Here is a 17,862-nt window from a genome sequence, read left to right on the forward strand (position 1 = left end):
TCGGGGCGCGAGGCTCAGGGGGTGGTGCTGGGGCCCTCTAGAAGGCGCACATTCGACACATACAACGAGCACCGGGCGTCAGGGTCGCCTCGGTCGCAAGGGTGCGGCTGCTCGTAGTGGTCATGCGATCAGTAAAGCAGACGTATGGTCACGGCCAAGAACGCCCGTCCACGCCTGTCCGGAATGTGGACAGGCGTGGACGTGTATCAGCCACGTACATGGACCTCGATACCGTCGCCGCTGACCAGCGCCGACAGGGCGGAGAGATCGGCGACGACCAGATCGGCGGTCAGTTCACCGGCTTCGTGGGTTGTGGCCAACGCCACGGTGGTCATCCCGGCCGCGCGGCCCGCGCTCAGTCCGGCGGGGGCGTCCTCGAAGACGACGCAGCGGGCGGGGTCGACGCCCAGTTCGCGGGCGGCGAGGAGGTAGGGCTCGGGGTCGGGCTTGCCGCGCGTGACGTCGTCGGCGGTGACCAGCGTCTTCGGCAGGATCCCGACGGCTGCGAGCCTCGCCTCGGCCAGCCGCCGGGTCGCGGAGGTGACGACGGCCCACCGGTCGGCGGGCAGCGAGCCGAGGAACTCGGCCGTCCCCGGCAGCAGCACCGCGCCACCGTTCGGTACGTCGTCCACTTCGAGCTGCTCGATGCGGGCGAGGGCGCCGGGCACCAGCTCGGCGGGCAGCAGGTCGGCGGCTATCTCGACGGCCGGCCGCCCGTGCAGTCCGACCCGGGCGAACGCCTCGGCGGTGATCCCGTACTCCTCGCGCCACTGGTTCCAGCAGCGCTCGACCGAGGCGAGCGAGGAGAGGAGGGTGCCGTCGTTGCCGAACAGAAGGGCGTCAGCGTGGATCGTCATGACCTCGACCCTACGGGGCCGATCGCACCTGCCCTTTTGGGCCGTAATAGGGTCGGCGGCATGCTTGATGCCCTGACGGTCGCCACGTCCGTCGCCGCTCTCGCGCTCGCCGCCTGGTGCGGCTGGGCCGCGTACCGCGATCAGCCCACCAAGGACTGGCACTTCATCGGCATGGGCGTGGTCACCCTGCTCACCGTGGTCCAGCTGGTGGTCGGCGTCGTCCAGCTCGCGCGCGGCGAGAAGCCGGAGCAGGGTACGACGATCTTCGTGGCGTATCTGCTGGGCGCGCTGGCGTGTGTGCCGGTGACGGGGTTCATGTCGCTGACGGAGCGCACACGGTGGGGCTCGGTGACGGTCGCCGCCGGCGGGGTGGTGCTGGCTGTGCTGGAGGTGCGGCTGTATGACATCTGGGGAGGTTGAGATGGCCACGACGGAGAGGTCGCGGCTGATCAGCGGGCCGGGCACGCTGCTCGTGTGGCTCTACGGCGTGATGGTGGTCGGGGCGGTGTCGCGGTCGGCGGTGCAGATCTCCACCGAGTTCGAGCACGCGCCGCTGGCGTACTCGCTCTCGGCTGTCGCCGGGGTCGTGTACGGGTTCATCACGTACTCGCTGGTGCGGGGTGGGGAGACAGCGCGACGCGCTGCGCTGGCCTGTTGCGTCGGGGAGCTTGCCGGGGTGTTGATCGTGGGCACGTGGACGTTGGTCGAGCCGTCCGCTTTTCCCGACTCGACCGTGTGGTCCGACTACGGGGTGGGGTATCTGTTCATCCCTGTGCTGCTGCCCGTCTCCGCCATTTACTGGTTGCGCAAGGCTCGTTCGCCCAAGAGGGATGCGGGCTGAGGTTGTTGCGCGACCGCAGGCCGTATGTGGCTGGTCGCGCAGTTCCCCGCGCCCCTTTGGGGCGCCCCTCTGAACGCCCGCTAAGCCGTGGCCGCGTACGTTTCCGCCGGCTTTTCCAGGACGATCATCGGTACGCCGTCGTTGCCCTTGTCGGTGCCTACCGTCTCGTAGCCGACCCGGCGGTAGAGGCGCAGGCCCTTGTCGCTCCGGTGGCCCGTGCTGAGGCGGAACCTCTTCGCGCCGCGCTCCTCCGCGAGGGCCGACTCCGCCGCGCGCAGGAGTCGGGCGCCGATGCCGTGGCCCTGGAGGCGGGGGTGGACGCAGAGCTTGCCGATGGACGCCGTGCCGTCAGGGTTCGGGGTGCCGCGCACCGAGCCGACCACCTCCTCGCCCAGCCGCGCCACGAAGACGCAGTCCGCGCCGACTTCCTCCCGGACCGAGTCCAGGGTCTGGACCAGCGGATCGATCCGGTAGTTGCCGTACAGAGCGGCCTCGCTCTGGAAGCACAGGTACTGCAGCCGGAAGATCTGCTCCGCGTCCTTCTCGGTCGCCACAGAGATGGTCACGCTCATGCCCATGTGTGCACGCCTCCCGCTCACCTGCTCAGTCGTATGTCCCCACTCCTATCCCCGCGCTTCGCGGGCCGCAACCTCCGGCGTCAGCAATCGGCGGAGACATCCCAGGCATCTGGAACGTTCCGGACCAAGACTTCCCTGTGAGATACCCAACTCCCCCGCGATTTCCCGGTAGGTGAGGTCCTTCGGCGACAGCAGGGCCTCCAGCAGACCCGGGCAGCGGCCGGGCAGCCGGCGGACCGCTTCACGCAGGGCGCGGTGCCTGGCGGCGGAGAGGGCGAGTTGCTCGGGGCCGGGCCGGTCGTCGGCCGCGGGCTCGTCGCCGTACGGCCGTTCGATGCGGGCGGTACGGCGGTTGCGGCGGGCCTCGGAGCGGACGGCTCGGCGGAGCCAGTTCTGCGGGTCGGTCGGCGGGCCGTCGGAGTCGAGGCGTTCCAGGAGGCGCAGCCAGACGGCCTGTTCCAGGTCGCTCGGCTCGGCGCCGTAGGCATATGCCTCCGCCGAGGCCTCGGCGGCGAGCAGCGGGCGCAGGGCGGAAACCATGTCGTGGGTCATATGCGCCACGACGCGACCGCTCCGGCGGGAGGTTGCCGGAGCGGCCGGTTGTCACCCCAATCGGGGCCGGGCGCTCAGTCGTTGACGGCTCACTCGTCAACTGTTCAGGAAGTCAGCTGTTCAGGAAGTCCTTGCGGGCCAGTACTCCCGTGTCCGGGTTGTCCGTGAAGACGCCGTCGATACCCGTCGCGAAGTACGTCCGGTAGGCGCCGAAGGCGTCTCCGTAGGCGTCCGCGTCCGTGCCCTTGCGGAAGTTCGCCGGCAGGAAGGGGTTCTCGTTGCGCATGGTGTAGGGGTGCAGGATCAGGCCCGCCGCGTGCGCGTCCGCGACCAGGGTGGTCGGTGAGGTGAGCGCGCCGTTCGAGTCCTTCGGGATGACCAGGTCGAGGGTCGGGCCGATGCCCTGGGCGTACGAGGCGATCTCCCGGAGGCCGGCCGGCTTGATCAGGTCGGCGACGGTGCGCGGGTCGCCGGTCGTGATGAAGTCCCAGGGGCGGGTGTTCGCGGCCGAGAGCAGCACCACGAGCGGGTTGTCCACCAGGCGGTTCAGGCGCTGGATGCTGGTCGGTTCGAAGGACTGGAGGACGACCGGCGAGTTCTTCCTGTCCTTGCCGTGCTTCTTCAGCAGCTTCGCGACCCGCTCCTCCAGGCCCAGGCCGAGCGCCCGGAAGTAGGTGGGGTGCTTGGTCTCGGGGTAGATCCAGACCTGCTTGCCGCGCTTGCGGGTCTGCTCGTCCTGCCAGCGGAGCACCTCTTCGAAGGTGGGGATCTCCCAGCGGCCGTTGTAGAGGGTGTTGTGCGGGCGGTTGGCCGGAATGCGCTCGATCGCGCGCAGCGTCTTCAGCTCGGCGAGCGTGAAGTCCTCGGTGAACCAGCCGGTGACGGAGACACCGTCCAGCACCTTGGTCACCTTGCGGCTCGCGAACTCCGGGTGGTCGGCGACGTCCGTCGTCCCGCCGATCTCCGGCTCGTGACGGCAGACGATGTGACCGTCCTTGGTGGGGACCAGGTCACCGGCCTCCACGATGTCCGCACCCAGGTCGAGGGCCAGTTGGTACGAGCCGAGGGTGTGCTCGGGGCGGTAGCCGCTGGCACCCCGGTGGCCGATGATCGTCGGTACGGGCAGGCCCTTCAAGCCACCGCCTCCGTGCTTCGCACTCTGCCCCGCGTTCCGCTCGGCGTCCTGTGCGTCTGCTCTCGCCGCGCCGGGCAGCCCGAGGACCGCGCCGCCCGCACCCAGCATCGCGGCTCCGAGCAGCGTCCGCCGCCCTGTCCCCGTCGACTCCCCCTGCGCATATCCGTTCGACTCCAGCGTGCCCATGAGCGCCCCTCCTGCCGCACCATCACCTGACCAAACGGACCGATCGTAGGTGCGTGTACATGGCGAGAGGGAGGCCTCGGGCGGAACACGCGGGTGACTCCGGATGTCGGCATCGGTCCGCATCGGTCCACATCGGTCCGCATCGACGGGGGCGCGGTGGGTACGCGCTGATTGTGTTCCGTACGCGTTCGCGCGATCTCCGTCACATTCGTGGCGGTCTGTCACATGCCCGCAACAGGGCGCCACCGCAGGTAAACGCGGGTCAACAGTGCGTAAGTACTCGGTGAACCCGATGTGCACTACCCCCCGAGGCGCGAGTATCGTCCTCACCTGCACAGACTTATACCGATCCCTTGACACCGGAGGGCCCGTTGTCCCGCTTCGCGCTCATCAAGGCACTGCTCGGACCGATCATGCGCCTGATGTTCCGCCCACGGGTGGAAGGCGTGGAGCACATCCCGGGGGACGGTCCCGTGATCCTCGCCGGCAACCACCTCACGTTCATCGACTCGATGATCCTGCCGCTGGTCTGCGACCGGCAGGTCGTCTTCATCGGCAAGGACGAGTACGTCACCGGCAAGGGCTTCAAGGGCCGCCTCATGGCCTGGTTCTTCACCGGCGTCGGCATGATCCCGGTGGACCGGGACGGGGCCAACGGCGGTGTGGCCGCGCTGATGACGGGGCGCCGGGTGCTGGAGGAGGGGCGCATGTTCGGGATCTACCCCGAGGGCACCCGCTCCCCCGACGGGCGGCTGTACCGGGGGCGTACCGGTATCGCCCGGCTGACTCTGATGACCGGGGCGCCTGTTGTGCCGTTCGCGATGATCGGCACGGACAAGTTGCAGCCGGGCGGGGCGGGGATGCCCCGGCCGGGGCGGGTCACTGTGCGGTTCGGTGAGGCGATGGAGTTCTCTCGGTACGAGGGGATGGATCGGGACCGGTATGTGCTGCGGGCCGTGACCGACTCGGTGATGACCGAGGTCATGCGGTTGTCCGGGCAGGAGTACGTGGATATGTACGCGACCAAGGCGAAGGCTGCGTAGGGGTTTGCGGGTTGTACGTCGGGTGCGGGTGCGTTGTGGCTGGTCGCACAGTTCCCCGCGCCCCTAAAGGCTGAAAGCACTCCGCACCCGGCGCCGTCAACGTCCCGCCAGCTTTTGTCCCCTCAGCAGTACCCAGGCCGCGCCGGACGCTGCCAGTAGCACCACGGCGCCCGCGCCCGCTGCCAACGCGATGCCGTCGGTGAACGCCTCGCGGGCCGCTGTCAGTAGCGCCTCGCCCGTATGGGTCGGCAAGCCCGCTGCCGATTCGACCGCGCCGCCCAGGGATTCGTGGGCCGCGGCCGGAGTGCCCGCCGGGCCCTGGAAGTTCCTGTAGACGCCCGTGACGATCGAGCCGAGCAGGGCGATGCCCAGGGCCGCGCCCAACTCGTAGGCCGTTTCCGATACGGCGGCTGCCGCGCCCGCCTGTTCCTTGGGGACGCTCGCCAGGATCACGTCGGACGTCACGGTGAACGAGAGTCCCGCGCCCACGCCGACCACCAGCAGGGCGCTGCCCAGCAGCGGGTAGCCCGTGGACTGGTCGACGACGGTGAGCGCGGCCAGGGCCAGGCCTATCGCCGCGAGGCCGCCCGAGACCACGGCCCGTACCGAGTAGCGGCGGGCCGCCGCACCGGCGAGCAGGCCTGCCACCACCGCACCGATCGCCGCCGGGAGTTCGGCGAGACCTGCCTCCAACGGGCCCCGGCCCTGCACCAGTTGCAGGTACTGGGAGAGGAAGAACACCACCCCGGAGAGGCCGAGGATGGTCAGGAGGTCGGCGAGCACCGCTCCGCTGAAGCCCCGGTCGCGGAAGAGCCGCATGTCCAACAGGGGCACGGGGAGAGTGAGTTGGCGGCGGACGAAGCCGTAGAGCGCTGCGGCTCCGAGAGCTGCCGTCCCCAGTGCCGTCCACGAGAAGCCGTGGGACGCCGCTTCCTTGATGCCGTAGACGATGCCGACCATGCCGACGAGCGACAGGACGACACTGCGCAGGTCCCAGGGGCCCGGTGCCGGGTTGCGGGACTCGGGGAGCAGCTTGATGCCGACGAGGACCAGGACCACCATCACGGGCAGGTTGATCAGGAAGACCGAGCCCCACCAGAAGTGTTCGAGCAGGAAACCGCCGACCACCGGGCCGACTGCCGTACCTGCGGAGGCGGTTGCGCCCCAGATGCCGATGGCGAGGCTGCGCTCGCGCGGGTCGTGGAAGAGGTTGCGGATCAGGGCGAGCGTGGCGGGCATCAGGGTCGCGCCCGCGACACCGAGCAGCGCCCGCGCGAGGATCATCAACTCCGGTGTCGTGGCATAGGCGTTGAGGATCGACACCAGGCCGAACGCGGTCGCGCCGACGAGCAGCAGCCGCTTGCGGCCGATGCGGTCGCCGAGGCTGCCCATGGAGACGAGCAGGCCCGCGATGACGAACGAGTAGACGTCGCCGATCCACAGGAGCTGGTTGCCGGACGGCTTCAGGTCCTCGCTGATGTAGGGGGTCGCGAGACCGAGGACGGTCGCGTCGACTGCCACCAGCAGCACGGCCAGCACAAGGACGGAGAGCGCGAGCCAACGGCCCGGACGCCTCCCTTCCTCGATCGCGTGGGCCGGCTGCAGGGTGCTGGTCATGATTCCTCTCTCCGTAGCGCGCCGCCGAGCAGCAGCTCGACGATCATGTGGTTGAAGTCCTTGGCCGCGACCCGGCCCTCGCTCACGGCCCAGGCGCCCGAGGCCATCAGGCCGTAGAGCGCCTCGGTGAGCCAGGCCGGGGTGAGGTCGATGCGGAACTCGCCGTCCTGCTGGCCGCGCCGGAACAGGGCGGCGATCCCGGCGTCGATCCGGGCCCAGCCCTCGTTCTGCTCCTCGCCCTCGAACAGCTGGTTCTCGGTGTAGAGGAACGCGAGCAGTCCGGCGGCGGGTTCGAGTTCCCTGACCAGGCGGCGGACGGCATCCTGCGCGGTTCCGTCGTCGAGCCGGGCGGCGCTCAAGGCCGCCTCGCACTCCTCGATACCCAGCTCTTCGAGCGCCCTGACGAGGACGTCCCGCCCGGCGAAGTGGCGGTGCAGCGTCGCCCGGCTGATCCCGGCCGCCTTGGCGACCTCGTCCATCGTGGACGTGGATTTTCGGGTCAGCAGGGCGGCTGCGCTGCGCAGCACGTGTTCACGGTCGACGGCCATGAGACAACCATACGCCACTTGAGACATTCTTGTCTCATGTGAAGCGTGCATGTATCAGGAGTAGTGGTCGAGCAGGGGCTTTCTCAGTGCCAGGGCAGCCGGCCTCGTCGCTCCCAGTACAGGTGCGGTTCCTCCACCAGCGCGGCCAGGCGCGACAGCTGGTCCTCGTCCAGGTCCACGACCGCTGCATGCAGGTTCGACGCGAGCTGGGCCGCCGTGGCCGCGCCGGACAGGACGACCCCGGCCCACGGCTGCCGCAGTACCAGCGCCAGGGCTACGGCGTCCGCGCCCAGGCCCGTCTCCTCGGCGATGGTCCGTACGGTGTCCGGTGCCTGGGCTGCGGCGAGGCGGCCGTTGGCCATGCCCTCCTTGACGATCACCGTCAGGCCGGCGTCGTGGGCCTCGGCGAGGGCGGGACCGGCGGAGGTCTCCAGGACGTTGTACGTCGACTGGACGGTACGGAAGAGGGGCTCGCCGTCGACCGTCACCGCGAGGGCGGCGCGGATGGTGGCCGCCTGGGCGGGGCCGCTGGTGGAGAAGCCGACGGTCAGGCCCTCGGCGGCGGCCTCCGCGAGACGGGCGTGGAGGGCCTTGTCCGACAGGGCCGGGCTCTCGGGGGTCAGCGAGTGGATCTGGTAGAGGTCCAGGTGGGCGCCGAGGAGGTGGGCGGTCTCGGCGCGCTGACGGTCGTACGTCGGGAGGGTGTGGTCCTTGACCTCGTGCCGCTCGGCGTCCGTGGTCCAGTCGGCGGTGTAGGTGTAGCCCCATTTGCTGCCGACGACCACGTCGTCCCGGGCAGGGGTCTTGTTCAGCCAGTCCGCGAGGAACTCCTCCGAGCGGCCGTAGGAGCGGGCCGCGTCGAAGTAGCGGACGCCTTGGGCGTAGGCGGCGTCGAGGAGTTCGTGGGTTCGGGTGCGGAGGGCTTCTGGCGTGCGGTGCTCTGCGAGGCCTAGGTCGTGGTTCCGGTTCAGGGTGATGTAGCCGGGGCGGGCGACTGCGGCTAGGCCCAGGCCGAGGTGGGAGGTGGGGGTGGTGACGTTGGCGAGTTGGGCGAAGGGCATGCCTTCAACGTAGCGTGGGATGCCCTTCGCCTCAGGGGGTGGGTTGTGCGGATTCGTTGGCGGGTGCGGCGCCGTTGTGGCTGGTCGCGCAGTTCCCCGCGCCCCTAAAGACTCTTCGCCTGCGCCCATTCGTGTTGTGCTGCCACGTTCTGCTTGATCTCTGCCAGCTGTACCGCCACCGCGCTCGGGGCCGTGCCGCCCCTGCCGTTGCGGGAGGCCAGGGCGCCGGGGACGTTCAGGACTGACCGGACCTCGGGGGTCAGGTGGGCGCTGATCTTGGCGAACTGGTCGTCGGTGAGGCCGTCCAGTTCCACGCCGTCCGCCTCCGCCGCCTTCACGCACTCGCCCGCGACCTCGTGGGCCACCCGGAAGGGGACGCCCTTCTTGACCAGCCACTCCGCGATGTCCGTGGCGAGGGAGAAGCCGGCCGGGGCCAGTTCCTCCATGCGGTCGCGGTGGATCGTGAGGGTGGCCATCATGCCCGTGAAGGCCGGGAGCAGGACTTCCAGTTGGTCGCAGGAGTCGAAGACCGGCTCCTTGTCCTCCTGGAGGTCTCGGTTGTAGGCCAGGGGGAGGGCCTTGAGCGTGGCCAGTAGGCCCGTCAGGTTGCCGATCAGGCGGCCGGACTTTCCTCGGGCCAGCTCCGCGATGTCCGGGTTCTTCTTCTGCGGCATGATCGACGAGCCCGTCGAGAACGCGTCGTGGAGGGTCACGAAGGAGAACTCCTTCGTGTTCCAGATGATGACCTCCTCGGCGATCCGGGAGAGGTTGATCCCGATCATCGCCGTGATGAACGCGAACTCCGCCACGAAGTCGCGCGAGGCCGTGCCGTCGATCGAGTTCGCCACGCTGCCGTGCTCGAAGCCCAGGTCCTTCGCCACCGACTCCGGGTCCAGTCCGAGGGAGGAGCCCGCCAGGGCGCCCGAGCCGTAGGGGGACACCGCTGTGCGTTCGTCCCACTGGCGCAGGCGCTCCGCGTCCCTCGACAGGGGCTGGACGTGGGCCAGGACGTGGTGGGCGAACAGGACCGGCTGGGCGTGCTGGAGGTGGGTGCGGCCGGGCATCGCCACGTCCGGGTGGGCCTCCGCGAGGCCGATCAGCGCGTCCTGGAGGTCGGCGATCAGACCGCCGAGCACGCGGGCGTGGTCCCGCAGGTACATGCGGAAGAGGGTGGCGACCTGGTCGTTGCGCGAGCGGCCGGCGCGGAGCTTGCCGCCGAGGTCGGGGCCGAGGATCTCCAACAGGCCGCGTTCCAGGGCCGTATGGACGTCCTCGTCGGCGATCGTGCCGACCAGGGTGCCGTCGGCGACGTTCGCCGCGAGCTGGTCGAGGCCCGCGAGCATGCGGGTCAGCTCGTCGTCGGTGAGCAGGCCCGCCTTGTGCAGCACGCGCGCGTGGGCACGCGAACCGGCGATGTCGTAGGGCGCGAGCCGCCAGTCGAAGTGGACGGACGCGGACAGCTTCGCCAGGGCCTCGGCGGGACCGTCGGCGAAACGGCCGCCCCAGAGCCGTACGTCACCGCTGTTGCTGCTCACTTGTGTTGCTCCTAGCAGAAAGGCAGAAAGAAGGCAGGGGGTGGAAGTGCGACCGCCTCCCCACCCGTACGGAGGGGAGGCGGTCGCGAACAACCGTATCGGTTACGGCACTACGCCTGGTCGCGCTTGGCCGCGATCTTCGACGACAGGCTGTAGATGTCGATGAAGCCCTTGGCCGCGGCCTGGTCGAACGTGTCGCCCGTGTCGTACGTGGCGAGGTTGAAGTCGTAGAGGGAGGTGTCCGAGCGCCGGCCCGTGACCACCGCGCGACCGCCGTGCAGGGTCATCCGGACATCGCCGTTGACGTGCTGGTTGGCCTCGTTGATGAAGCCGTCCAGGGCGCGCTTGAGCGGGGAGAACCACTGGCCGTCGTAGACCAGCTCGCCCCAGCGCTGCTCGACCTGCCGCTTGTAGCGGGCCAGTTCGCGCTCGACCGTGACGTTCTCCAGCTCCTGGTGGGCCGTGATCAGGGCGATCGCGCCCGGAGCCTCGTACACCTCACGGGACTTGATGCCGACGAGGCGGTCCTCGACCATGTCGATCCGGCCGATGCCCTGGGCGCCGGCCCGCTCGTTGAGCTGCTGGATCGCCTGGAGGACGGAGACGGGCTTGCCGTCGATCGCGACCGGGACGCCCTCCTGGAAGGTCACGACGACCTCGTCGGCCTCGCGCTGCTCGGCCGGGTTCGAGGTGTACTCGTAGATGTCCTCGATCGGGGCGTTCCAGATGTCCTCCAGGAAGCCCGTCTCGACCGCGCGCCCGAAGACGTTCTGGTCGATGGAGTACGGGGACTTCTTGGTGGTGGCGATCGGGAGCTGCTTCTCCTCGCAGAAGGCGATCGCCTTGTCGCGGGTCATCGCGTAGTCACGGACCGGGGCGATGCACTTGAGGTCGGGGGCGAGGGCGACGATGCCGGCCTCGAACCGCACCTGGTCGTTGCCCTTGCCGGTGCAGCCGTGGGCGACCGTGGTCGCGCCGTGCTTCTGGGCGGCGGCGACGAGGTGCTTGACGATCGTCGGCCGGGAGAGGGCGGAGACCAGCGGGTAGCGGTCCATGTAGAGGGCGTTGGCCTTGATCGCGGGGAGGCAGTACTCCTCGGCGAACTCGTCCCGGGCGTCGGCCACTTCGGCCTCGACCGCGCCGCACGCGAGGGCGCGCTTGCGGATGACGTCCAGGTCCTCGCCGCCCTGGCCGACATCGACCGCGACCGCGATGACCTCGGCGCCCGTCTCCTCGGCGATCCAGCCGATGGCGACGGAGGTGTCCAGACCGCCTGAGTAGGCGAGTACGACGCGCTCGGTCACGGGTTTTCTCCTCACAGTGCATTCGCTGACATGCATGAGTATGCAGCACTCTGCATGGTTCGTCAATCTCGGAAAATTTTCCTGTGGATGTTTGACGAGCGCTTGAACACTCGAAACCGCTTACCCGTACCTGTGATCGACGCAGGCGCCGCGTCCGTAAAGCGAGTGGAACCACGCAGCCACCCCCTGACCCGAGTGAGGCATCCGCATGTCCAGGGCTCTTCCGAAGTACAACAAGCGTCGTGTGGGCATCATCGGCGGCGCCGCCGCAGTGGCTCTGTCCGGTGCGATCGTCGCCGGCTCCGCCCTTGCCGGGGAAACGTCCAAGAGCAACACCACGGCGCAGGCGACCACCAAGGCCGCCGTCCCGACGGTGAACTGCCCGGCGGTCGCGAACAGACTGCCCGCGATCCCCGCGTCCGCGAAGGCCGAGGTCGACCGCAACCTCGCCCTCCTCAACACGCAGATCGCCGAGGCGAACAAGCGCATCGTCGACACCCAGGGCCAGGGCGGCCCCAACTTCATCGCGAACGCGATCACCGGTCCGCTCAAGGACAAGCGCGTGGCGACCATCAACCGCATCGCCACCGCCATCGGCCGCACGGCCGCCAAGCCGGTCGGTCTCGACGCGCTGGCCCCCTGCACCCTCAACAACGCGGCCGGCGGCGCGGCTGCCGCGACTCCGGCCGCGACGCCGACCCAGGCGGCCGGGAACACCGGCAACGCGGGGAACACCGGCAACGCCGGGAACACGGGCAACGCAGGCGTCGGCACCTTCAGCTGCCCGGACGTGGCCTCGCGTCTGCCCGCGATCCCGGCGTCGGCGAAGGCCGAGGTCGACCGCAACCTGGCCCTGCTGAACACGCAGATCCAGGAGGCCAACGCCCGGCTCGTGAGCACCCAGGGCCAGGGCGGCCCCAACTTCGTCCAGAACGCGATCGCCGGCCCGCTCAAGGACAAGCGCGTGGCCACCATCAACCGCATCGCCACCGCCATCGGCCGCACGGCCGCCAAGCCGACCGGCCTGGACTCCCTGGCTGCCTGCACGCTCACCAAGTGACGTGACAGGCACCGTGGCCGCCCCGATGCAAGCGCCGGCCGGGGCGGCCATGGTTCCTGTTCAGCCACTGGCACAGGGACACAGGCGCGTAAAAGCTTAGACAGGTGAACGACTTTCCCCGACAATAGTTAGTCATGGGAAAGACCTACGACCGCATCGACGGCCGCCTCCGTACGTTCATCGAGGCGCAGCCCCTCTTCTTCACCGCGACCGCCCCGCTCTCCGGCGACGGCACGGTCAACCTCTCCCCCAAGGGGCTCAAGGGCTCCTTCGTGATCCTCGACGAGCGAGCCGTCGCCTATCTCGACTTCGCGGGCAGCAACGCCGAGACCGTCGCGCATCTGCGCGAGAACGGCCGGATCACCCTGATGTGGTGCGCCTTCGAGGGCCCGCCGAACATCGTCCGGCTGCACGGCCGCGGTGAGCCGGTCTTCCGTGACGACCCGCGCTTCCCCGAACTCCTCGCCCGCTTCCCGGACATCGACGCCGGCGATCACGGGCTGCGGGCGATCATCGTCGTACGGGCCGAGGCCGTCCGGGACAGCTGTGGCTACGCGGTGCCCCTCATGTCGTACGACGGCGACCGCGACCTGCACGGCAGGCGCTTCGCGCGTGAGGACGACGCCTCGCTGAGCGCCTACTTCGAGAAGAAGGACCACATCGCGACGAGCCTGGACGGCCTACCCGGGCTGCCGTTGCCGCTCCCGCCCAGTACGGTCTGAGCCATGCGCCCCGGAGCCGCCGTCGTCCTCGCGTCCGCGTCCCTTCTCGTCCTCGCCGCCGGGGTCCCTCCCACGGCCGCGCCCCCGCTGCCCGCCCGGCTGGCCGACACGGGCGGCGGCACCCAGCTGATCACCGCTCAGGCGCCGGACGCCAAGGCGACCTCGGGGACGCTCACCTGGTGGGACCTGCGCGACGGACGGTGGACGAAGGCCGGTTCCGCGCCCGCCCGCTTCGGGGCGAACGGGCTCGTCGAGGGCGCCGCCCGCAAGCAGGGCACGAACACCACTCCGACCGGGCTGTACGACCTCCCGTACGCCTTCGGCATCAAGTCGGCGCCGGCCGGTACCGAAGTCACCTACCGGCCTGTGCGGCAGAACTCCTGGTGGTGTCAGGACAACGACTCGCGCTCCTACAACCGCTGGACCGAGCCCCGCCCCGCCGACTGCCGGGCCGCCGAGTCCGAGCACCTGATCTCGTACACCGAGCAGTACGCGCACGCGTACGTCATCGGTTTCAACTACGCCCAGCCGGTGCGCAAGCGCGGTGCGGGGATTTTCCTGCACGTCAACGGGCGTGCGGCGACCGCCGGTTGTGTGTCCGTGTCCGCGGCGGCGATGCGGGCGGTCCTGGCCTGGGCGGAGCCGGACCGACGGCCGCACATCGCGATCGGTACGACGGGCGGGCCGACGGCGATCACCCGTTACTGAACACGCTGCCGAGCACGCTCCTGAGCGTCACGCGGCTCCTCTGAGCGCGCGTTACCGACCGTCACACCTGTTGTCTGTGGACTCCGTGCGGCACTGAACACTCAGCGGCCGTGGCACGTATGGAAGGGCCAAGGGGCCAAGCCTCTCGACTAGACCCCGTCCCACGGAGGAACCCGTGACCACCACGATCCAAGGCGGACGTGCCGCGCGGCGCCAGACGATGCGCAGCATCCGGCCCAAACGCTCCCCCGCCGTCCCGCTGCTGCTCGCCGTGGCGGCGGGCGCGGCCGGGGTGATCTGGCTCTGGTGGAGCAACACCCCGTCCCTCGCCGACACCACCGCCCAGATCATCGCGGCGGGCCGGATCACCGGTCTGCTCGGCGGCTACCTGATGGCACTGGTCGTACTCCAGATGGCACGGGTGCCCGCGCTGGAGCGCCGGGTCGGCTCGGACCGGGTGGCGCGCTGGCACGCGATGAGCGGCCGGTACACGCTCTGCCTGGTCGTGGCACATGTCGTCCTGATCATGTACGGGTACGCGCTCCAGGCCGGGAACACCTTCGGCGACATCGTCCAGCAGACGGTCGACTCGGTGAACCAGCTGCCCGACATGGGCAAGGCGGCGATCGGCACGGGCATCCTGGTGTTCATCGGGCTCATCTCGATCGGCCCGGTGCGGCGGATGATCCCGTACGACCTCTGGTACCACGTGCACCTGCTGACGTACGCGGCGACCTTCCTCACCTTCTGGCACCAGCTCTCCACGGGCAACGAGTTCGTCGTCGAACCGGCCGCGAAGACCGCCTGGTACGCGCTGTACGGCTCGGTGACCGCGCTGGTCATCTGGTACCGCATCCTCACGCCGATCCGGCTGAACATGCGGCACCGGCTGAAGGTCGAGGCGGTCATCGAGGAGACCCCGGGCATCGTGTCCGTGCTGATGAGCGGCAAGAAGCTGCACCGCATGGGCGCGGAGGCGGGCCAGTTCTTCCGCTGGCGCTTCCTGGCCCCGGGTATGCGGTTCAGCTCGCACCCGTACTCCCTGTCGGCGGCCCCCCGCCCCAACATGCTGCGCATCACCGTGAAGGCGATCGGCGACCACAGCTCGGCCCTGCGCGAACTGGAGCCCGGCACCCGGGTGTGGGCCGAGGGCCCGTACGGCGCCCTGACCGCCGCCAAGCGCAGCAAGGGCAAGGTGCTGCTGGTCGCGGGCGGTGTCGGTATCACCCCGATGCGCGCCCTGTTCGAGACCCTGCCCGGCGCGGCGGGCGACCTCACCCTTCTCTACCGGGCCAACAGCACCCAGGACCTGGCCCTCTGGGACGAACTGGCGGGTATCGCCAATGAGCGCGGCGCCCGCCTGATGTACGCGGTCAACAGCCCCGACGGAGAGCGCCCGGACATCTCGCCGGAGTCGCTGCGCCGGAAGCTGCCGGACATCGACGAGCACGACGTCTTCATGTGCGGGCCGCCCGGCTTCGCGCAGGGCGTCTACGAGGCATTGCGCGGCGCGGGTGTTCCGGCGCGTCGTATCCACCACGAGTCGTTCGAGATGTGAGCGACAGGAGCCAGGAGCGATGAAGAAGAGTCACCCCTTTCGGCGTGTGATGCTCGCGAGCGCCGCCACAGTCTCCGGAATCGTGCTGCTGCTGACGCTGAAGCCGTCGTCGGACCCAGGGTCCGCCCAGGCGGCCGGCGCACTGCCCCAGCAGACGTCGGCGGCCCAGGAGTCGGCCCAGGGCGGTGCGACCGCCAAGGACGGCACGTTCACCGGCGACGCGGTCGACACGCAGTACGGTCAGGTCCAGGTCCGCATCACGGTGGCCGGCGGGAAGATCACCAAGGCGGAGGCCGTCAAGGCTCCCAGCGGCGGCCAGAGCACCGCGATCTCCGGCAACGCCATCCCCAAGCTCAACGCCGAGGCCGTCGCCGCGAGCACCGCGGACATCGACGCGATCTCCGGCGCCTCCTACACCAGCGCGGGCTACGGCAAGTCGCTGCAGTCCGCCCTGGACAAGGCCAGCGCGGGCACGGGCGCAGCCGCGGGCGGTGGCACGGCGCAGGCCGCCACGGTCACCGGCGACGCGGTGGACACGCAGTACGGCCAGGTCCAGGTTCGTATCACCGTGGCCGGCGGCAAGATCACCAAGGCGGAGGCCGTCAAGGCCCCCAGCGGCGGCCAGAGCACGACGATCTCCGGCAACGCGATCCCGAAGCTCAACGCGGCGGCGGTGGCGGCCGGTACCGCCGACATCGACGCGATCTCGGGCGCCAGCTACACCAGCGCCGGGTACAAGACGTCCCTGCAGTCCGCCCTGGACAAGGTCCCGGCCGCGGAGTCGGACCCGAGCACGGGTACGGGCGCGGAGGCAGGTGCGGCGGAGAGCGCCGCTCCGGCGACCAGTGCACCGGCGGCGGGAGGGGCGGTCTCCAACGGCGGTGGCACCTTCACCGGCAGCGTCGTCCAGACCGAGTACGGCCCGGTCCAGGTGCGGGTCACGCTGACCGACGGCCGGATCACCTCGGCGTCGGCGGTGCAGGCACCCAGCGGTGGCCGCAGCGACCAGATCTCCGGCGACGCGATCCCCAAGCTCAACGAGCAGGCGATCACGGTGGGCGACGGCGACATCGACGCGGTGTCGGGCGCCAGCTACACCAGCGCGGGCTACAAGGAGTCCCTCCAGTCGGCCCTGGACCAGGCCGGTGGTTGATCCCGCCGAAGCTCCCGTCGCGGTGCGTCATGCGGAGGAGGTCATGGGGACCGTCTTCTCTTTTGACGTCCGCGGCGGGGACCCGAGTGCGGTCGAGGCGGCTCTCGCCTCGGCCGTGGCCGGGCTGCACAAGGTCAACGAGGTGTTCAGCACCTACCGGGAGAACAGCCAGATCTCCCGCCTCGCCCGCGGTGAGATCACCGTCGCCGACTGCGATCCGGAGGTCGCCGAGGTCCTCGACCTGTGCGCCGAGGCGGAGCGGGTGAGCGAGGGCTGGTTCAGCCACACCTACCAGGGCCAGATCGACCCGACGGGCCTGGTCAAGGGCTGGTCGGCGGAGCGCGCGGCCAGAACCCTGATGGCGGCGGGCGCGAGCGGAGTCAGCGTCAACGGCGCGGGCGACGTCCAGCTGTGCGGCGCCCCCGGCCCCCAACGCCCTTGGCGCGTAGGCGTGTCGGACCCGCTCCGCCCCGGCGGCCTGGCAGCGGTGGTCTCGGCGGCGGGCGCGGACGAGCTGGCGGTGGCCACCTCCGGCACAGCGGAACGCGGCGCCCACATCGTCGACCCCCGCACCGGCAAGTCAGCGGTGACGGACCTGGTGGCGGTGACGGTCGTGGCCCCGAAGCTGACCTGGGCGGACGCCTGGGCGACGGCGGCCTTCGCGATGGGTTCGAGACAGGCGCTCAGCTGGCTGGAGTCCCTACCGGACGTGGAAGCACTGCTGATAACAGCGGGCGACGAGGTCCGATGCACAGGCGGCCTAGCAAGACGACTGGGCTAAGGGGTCTTGCCTAGGGGCGCGGGGAACTGCGCGACAAGCCACAGCGAACCCGCACCCGACAACGCAACCGTCAGTGGCTTTTCTGCGCCAACGCCAACAAGTGATCAGCCAGCGCCTGTCCCCCCAAGGGATCCCGACTGATCAACAGCAACGTGTCGTCCCCCGCGATGGTCCCCAAAATATCGTGCAGCTCAGCCTGATCGATCGACGACGCCAGGAACTGCGCGGCCCCCGGAGGGGTCCGCAGCACCACCAGATTCGCAGAGGCCTCCGCGGAGATCAGCAACTCGGAGGACAGCCTCCGCATCCGCTCCTCCTTCGCCGACTCCCCCAGCGGAGCGCGCGGCGTACGGAACCCACCCTCACTCGGCACCGCGTAGATCAGGTCGCCGTCGGTGTTACGGATCTTCACCGCGTTCAGTTCGTCCAGGTCCCTGGAGAGCGTCGCCTGAGTGACGGTCAGCCCGTCATCGGCGAGCAGCTTCGCCAACTGACTCTGCGACCGCACCGGTTGCCGGTTGAGGATGTCCACGATCCGGCGGTGCCGTGCGGTACGGGTCTGCGGTACCGCAGGCCCCGCGTGGTCGTGTTCCTGGGCCTGCGTCATCGTCGTCGTCTCATTC

The 17,862-nt window shown here is 69.8% G+C and carries 19 protein-coding genes; 9 read left to right on the top strand and 10 right to left on the bottom strand.

Going from position 1 to position 17,862, the window contains the following annotated elements; translation table 11 throughout:
- Positions 1 to 206: 206 nt before the first annotated feature.
- Entirely contained in the window at positions 207 to 857 is a 651-nt protein-coding gene (locus tag CW359_RS34775; protein WP_105974205.1) for an HAD family hydrolase, read from the bottom strand.
- A gap of 60 nt (positions 858 to 917) precedes the next feature.
- Here CW359_RS34775 and CW359_RS34780 point away from each other — a divergent pair, with 60 nt between their 5' ends.
- Both CW359_RS34780 and CW359_RS34785 read left to right on the top strand, forming a co-directional pair.
- Positions 918 to 1,277 carry a hypothetical protein gene (locus tag CW359_RS34780; protein ID WP_105974206.1) on the top strand — a complete coding sequence of 120 codons (360 nt, stop codon included), beginning with the start codon at positions 918 to 920 and terminating at the stop codon, positions 1,275 to 1,277.
- A complete protein-coding gene (locus tag CW359_RS34785; protein WP_105974207.1) occupies positions 1,258 to 1,698 on the top strand; it encodes a hypothetical protein in 441 nt (146 codons plus the stop codon). The genes CW359_RS34780 and CW359_RS34785 overlap by 20 nt, the downstream gene beginning before the upstream one ends.
- Positions 1,699 to 1,778: 80 nt before the next feature.
- Here the strand turns inward: CW359_RS34785 and CW359_RS34790 are convergent, their stop codons facing one another.
- The 3 genes from CW359_RS34790 to CW359_RS34800 all read right to left on the bottom strand — a co-directional run bounded on the left by CW359_RS34790 (position 1,779) and on the right by CW359_RS34800 (position 4,149).
- Positions 1,779 to 2,276: a GNAT family N-acetyltransferase gene (locus CW359_RS34790; protein WP_105974208.1), complete on the bottom strand. Its 498-nt coding sequence runs from the start codon at positions 2,274 to 2,276 to the stop codon at positions 1,779 to 1,781.
- Positions 2,277 to 2,321: 45 nt separating this feature from the next.
- Positions 2,322 to 2,828, bottom strand: coding sequence for an RNA polymerase sigma factor (locus CW359_RS34795; protein ID WP_105974209.1), 507 nt, complete (start codon positions 2,826 to 2,828; stop codon positions 2,322 to 2,324).
- A gap of 112 nt (positions 2,829 to 2,940) precedes the next feature.
- Positions 2,941 to 4,149 carry a glycerophosphodiester phosphodiesterase gene (locus CW359_RS34800; protein WP_105974210.1) on the bottom strand — a complete coding sequence of 403 codons (1,209 nt, stop codon included), beginning with the start codon at positions 4,147 to 4,149 and terminating at the stop codon, positions 2,941 to 2,943.
- A 371-nt stretch (positions 4,150 to 4,520) separates the two neighbouring features.
- Between CW359_RS34800 and CW359_RS34805 the strand changes: the two genes are divergently transcribed.
- Positions 4,521 to 5,192 carry a lysophospholipid acyltransferase family protein gene (locus CW359_RS34805; RefSeq protein ID WP_105974211.1) on the top strand — a complete coding sequence of 224 codons (672 nt, stop codon included), beginning with the start codon at positions 4,521 to 4,523 and terminating at the stop codon, positions 5,190 to 5,192.
- Positions 5,193 to 5,288: 96 nt separating this feature from the next.
- Here CW359_RS34805 and CW359_RS34815 read toward each other — a convergent pair whose 3' ends face one another.
- The 5 genes from CW359_RS34815 to CW359_RS34835 form a co-directional block, all read right to left on the bottom strand.
- Positions 5,289 to 6,809 (bottom strand): MFS transporter, encoded by a 1,521-nt coding sequence (locus tag CW359_RS34815; RefSeq protein ID WP_105974212.1) that lies wholly within the window; start codon positions 6,807 to 6,809, stop codon positions 5,289 to 5,291.
- Positions 6,806 to 7,357 carry a TetR/AcrR family transcriptional regulator gene (locus CW359_RS34820; protein ID WP_198655503.1) on the bottom strand — a complete coding sequence of 184 codons (552 nt, stop codon included), beginning with the start codon at positions 7,355 to 7,357 and terminating at the stop codon, positions 6,806 to 6,808. Before CW359_RS34820 ends, CW359_RS34815 begins: the two co-directional genes overlap by 4 nt.
- Positions 7,358 to 7,440: 83 nt before the next feature.
- The gene (locus CW359_RS34825; RefSeq protein WP_105974214.1) at positions 7,441 to 8,418 is read right to left on the bottom strand and encodes an aldo/keto reductase; all 978 of its coding nucleotides are present in this window, start codon (positions 8,416 to 8,418) and stop codon (positions 7,441 to 7,443) included.
- 104 nt (positions 8,419 to 8,522) lie between these two features.
- Positions 8,523 to 9,953: an argininosuccinate lyase gene (argH, locus tag CW359_RS34830; protein ID WP_105974215.1), complete on the bottom strand. Its 1,431-nt coding sequence runs from the start codon at positions 9,951 to 9,953 to the stop codon at positions 8,523 to 8,525.
- A gap of 110 nt (positions 9,954 to 10,063) precedes the next feature.
- Positions 10,064 to 11,257, bottom strand: a complete 1,194-nt coding sequence (locus CW359_RS34835; protein WP_105974216.1) for an argininosuccinate synthase — start codon at positions 11,255 to 11,257, stop codon at positions 10,064 to 10,066.
- 208 nt (positions 11,258 to 11,465) lie between these two features.
- Between CW359_RS34835 and CW359_RS34840 the strand changes: the two genes are divergently transcribed.
- From CW359_RS34840 to CW359_RS34865, 6 genes are all read left to right on the top strand, one after another.
- Entirely contained in the window at positions 11,466 to 12,317 is an 852-nt protein-coding gene (locus CW359_RS34840) for a hypothetical protein (protein WP_105974217.1), read from the top strand.
- Positions 12,318 to 12,451: 134 nt separating this feature from the next.
- Entirely contained in the window at positions 12,452 to 13,039 is a 588-nt protein-coding gene (locus CW359_RS34845; RefSeq protein WP_105974218.1) for a pyridoxamine 5'-phosphate oxidase family protein, read from the top strand.
- Between the two features lie 3 nt (positions 13,040 to 13,042).
- The gene (locus CW359_RS34850) at positions 13,043 to 13,747 is read left to right on the top strand and encodes a L,D-transpeptidase family protein (protein WP_105974219.1); all 705 of its coding nucleotides are present in this window, start codon (positions 13,043 to 13,045) and stop codon (positions 13,745 to 13,747) included.
- Between the two features lie 175 nt (positions 13,748 to 13,922).
- Entirely contained in the window at positions 13,923 to 15,305 is a 1,383-nt protein-coding gene (locus tag CW359_RS34855) for a ferredoxin reductase family protein (RefSeq protein WP_198655504.1), read from the top strand.
- Positions 15,306 to 15,324: 19 nt separating this feature from the next.
- The gene (locus CW359_RS34860) at positions 15,325 to 16,458 is read left to right on the top strand and encodes an FMN-binding protein (protein ID WP_105974220.1); all 1,134 of its coding nucleotides are present in this window, start codon (positions 15,325 to 15,327) and stop codon (positions 16,456 to 16,458) included.
- Positions 16,459 to 16,501: 43 nt separating this feature from the next.
- Positions 16,502 to 17,239 carry an FAD:protein FMN transferase gene (locus CW359_RS34865; protein WP_232838737.1) on the top strand — a complete coding sequence of 246 codons (738 nt, stop codon included), beginning with the start codon at positions 16,502 to 16,504 and terminating at the stop codon, positions 17,237 to 17,239.
- 70 nt (positions 17,240 to 17,309) lie between these two features.
- Here the strand turns inward: CW359_RS34865 and CW359_RS34870 are convergent, their stop codons facing one another.
- Entirely contained in the window at positions 17,310 to 17,846 is a 537-nt protein-coding gene (locus CW359_RS34870; protein WP_105974222.1) for an arginine repressor, read from the bottom strand.
- Positions 17,847 to 17,862: the final 16 nt, after the last annotated feature.

The organism is Streptomyces geranii (assembly GCF_002954775.1).
GTDB classification, from domain to species: Bacteria; Actinomycetota; Actinomycetes; order Streptomycetales; family Streptomycetaceae; genus Streptomyces; species Streptomyces geranii.

Bases quoted from the DNA above. Each gene is read 5' to 3' on its own strand.
- CW359_RS34775 (WP_105974205.1), bottom strand. From the start codon at position 857: ATGACGATCCACGCTGACGCCCTTCTGTTCGGCAACGACGGCACCCTC.
- CW359_RS34780 (WP_105974206.1), top strand. From the start codon at position 918: ATGCTTGATGCCCTGACGGTCGCCACGTCCGTCGCCGCTCTCGCGCTC.
- CW359_RS34785 (WP_105974207.1), top strand. From the start codon at position 1,258: ATGACATCTGGGGAGGTTGAGATGGCCACGACGGAGAGGTCGCGGCTG.
- CW359_RS34790 (WP_105974208.1), bottom strand. From the start codon at position 2,276: ATGGGCATGAGCGTGACCATCTCTGTGGCGACCGAGAAGGACGCGGAG.
- CW359_RS34795 (WP_105974209.1), bottom strand. From the start codon at position 2,828: ATGACCCACGACATGGTTTCCGCCCTGCGCCCGCTGCTCGCCGCCGAG.
- CW359_RS34800 (WP_105974210.1), bottom strand. From the start codon at position 4,149: ATGGGCACGCTGGAGTCGAACGGATATGCGCAGGGGGAGTCGACGGGG.
- CW359_RS34815 (WP_105974212.1), bottom strand. From the start codon at position 6,809: ATGACCAGCACCCTGCAGCCGGCCCACGCGATCGAGGAAGGGAGGCGT.
- CW359_RS34820 (WP_198655503.1), bottom strand. From the start codon at position 7,357: ATGGCCGTCGACCGTGAACACGTGCTGCGCAGCGCAGCCGCCCTGCTG.
- CW359_RS34825 (WP_105974214.1), bottom strand. From the start codon at position 8,418: ATGCCCTTCGCCCAACTCGCCAACGTCACCACCCCCACCTCCCACCTC.
- CW359_RS34840 (WP_105974217.1), top strand. From the start codon at position 11,466: ATGTCCAGGGCTCTTCCGAAGTACAACAAGCGTCGTGTGGGCATCATC.
- CW359_RS34845 (WP_105974218.1), top strand. From the start codon at position 12,452: ATGGGAAAGACCTACGACCGCATCGACGGCCGCCTCCGTACGTTCATC.
- CW359_RS34850 (WP_105974219.1), top strand. From the start codon at position 13,043: ATGCGCCCCGGAGCCGCCGTCGTCCTCGCGTCCGCGTCCCTTCTCGTC.
- CW359_RS34860 (WP_105974220.1), top strand. From the start codon at position 15,325: ATGAAGAAGAGTCACCCCTTTCGGCGTGTGATGCTCGCGAGCGCCGCC.
- CW359_RS34865 (WP_232838737.1), top strand. From the start codon at position 16,502: ATGGGGACCGTCTTCTCTTTTGACGTCCGCGGCGGGGACCCGAGTGCG.
- CW359_RS34870 (WP_105974222.1), bottom strand. From the start codon at position 17,846: ATGACGCAGGCCCAGGAACACGACCACGCGGGGCCTGCGGTACCGCAG.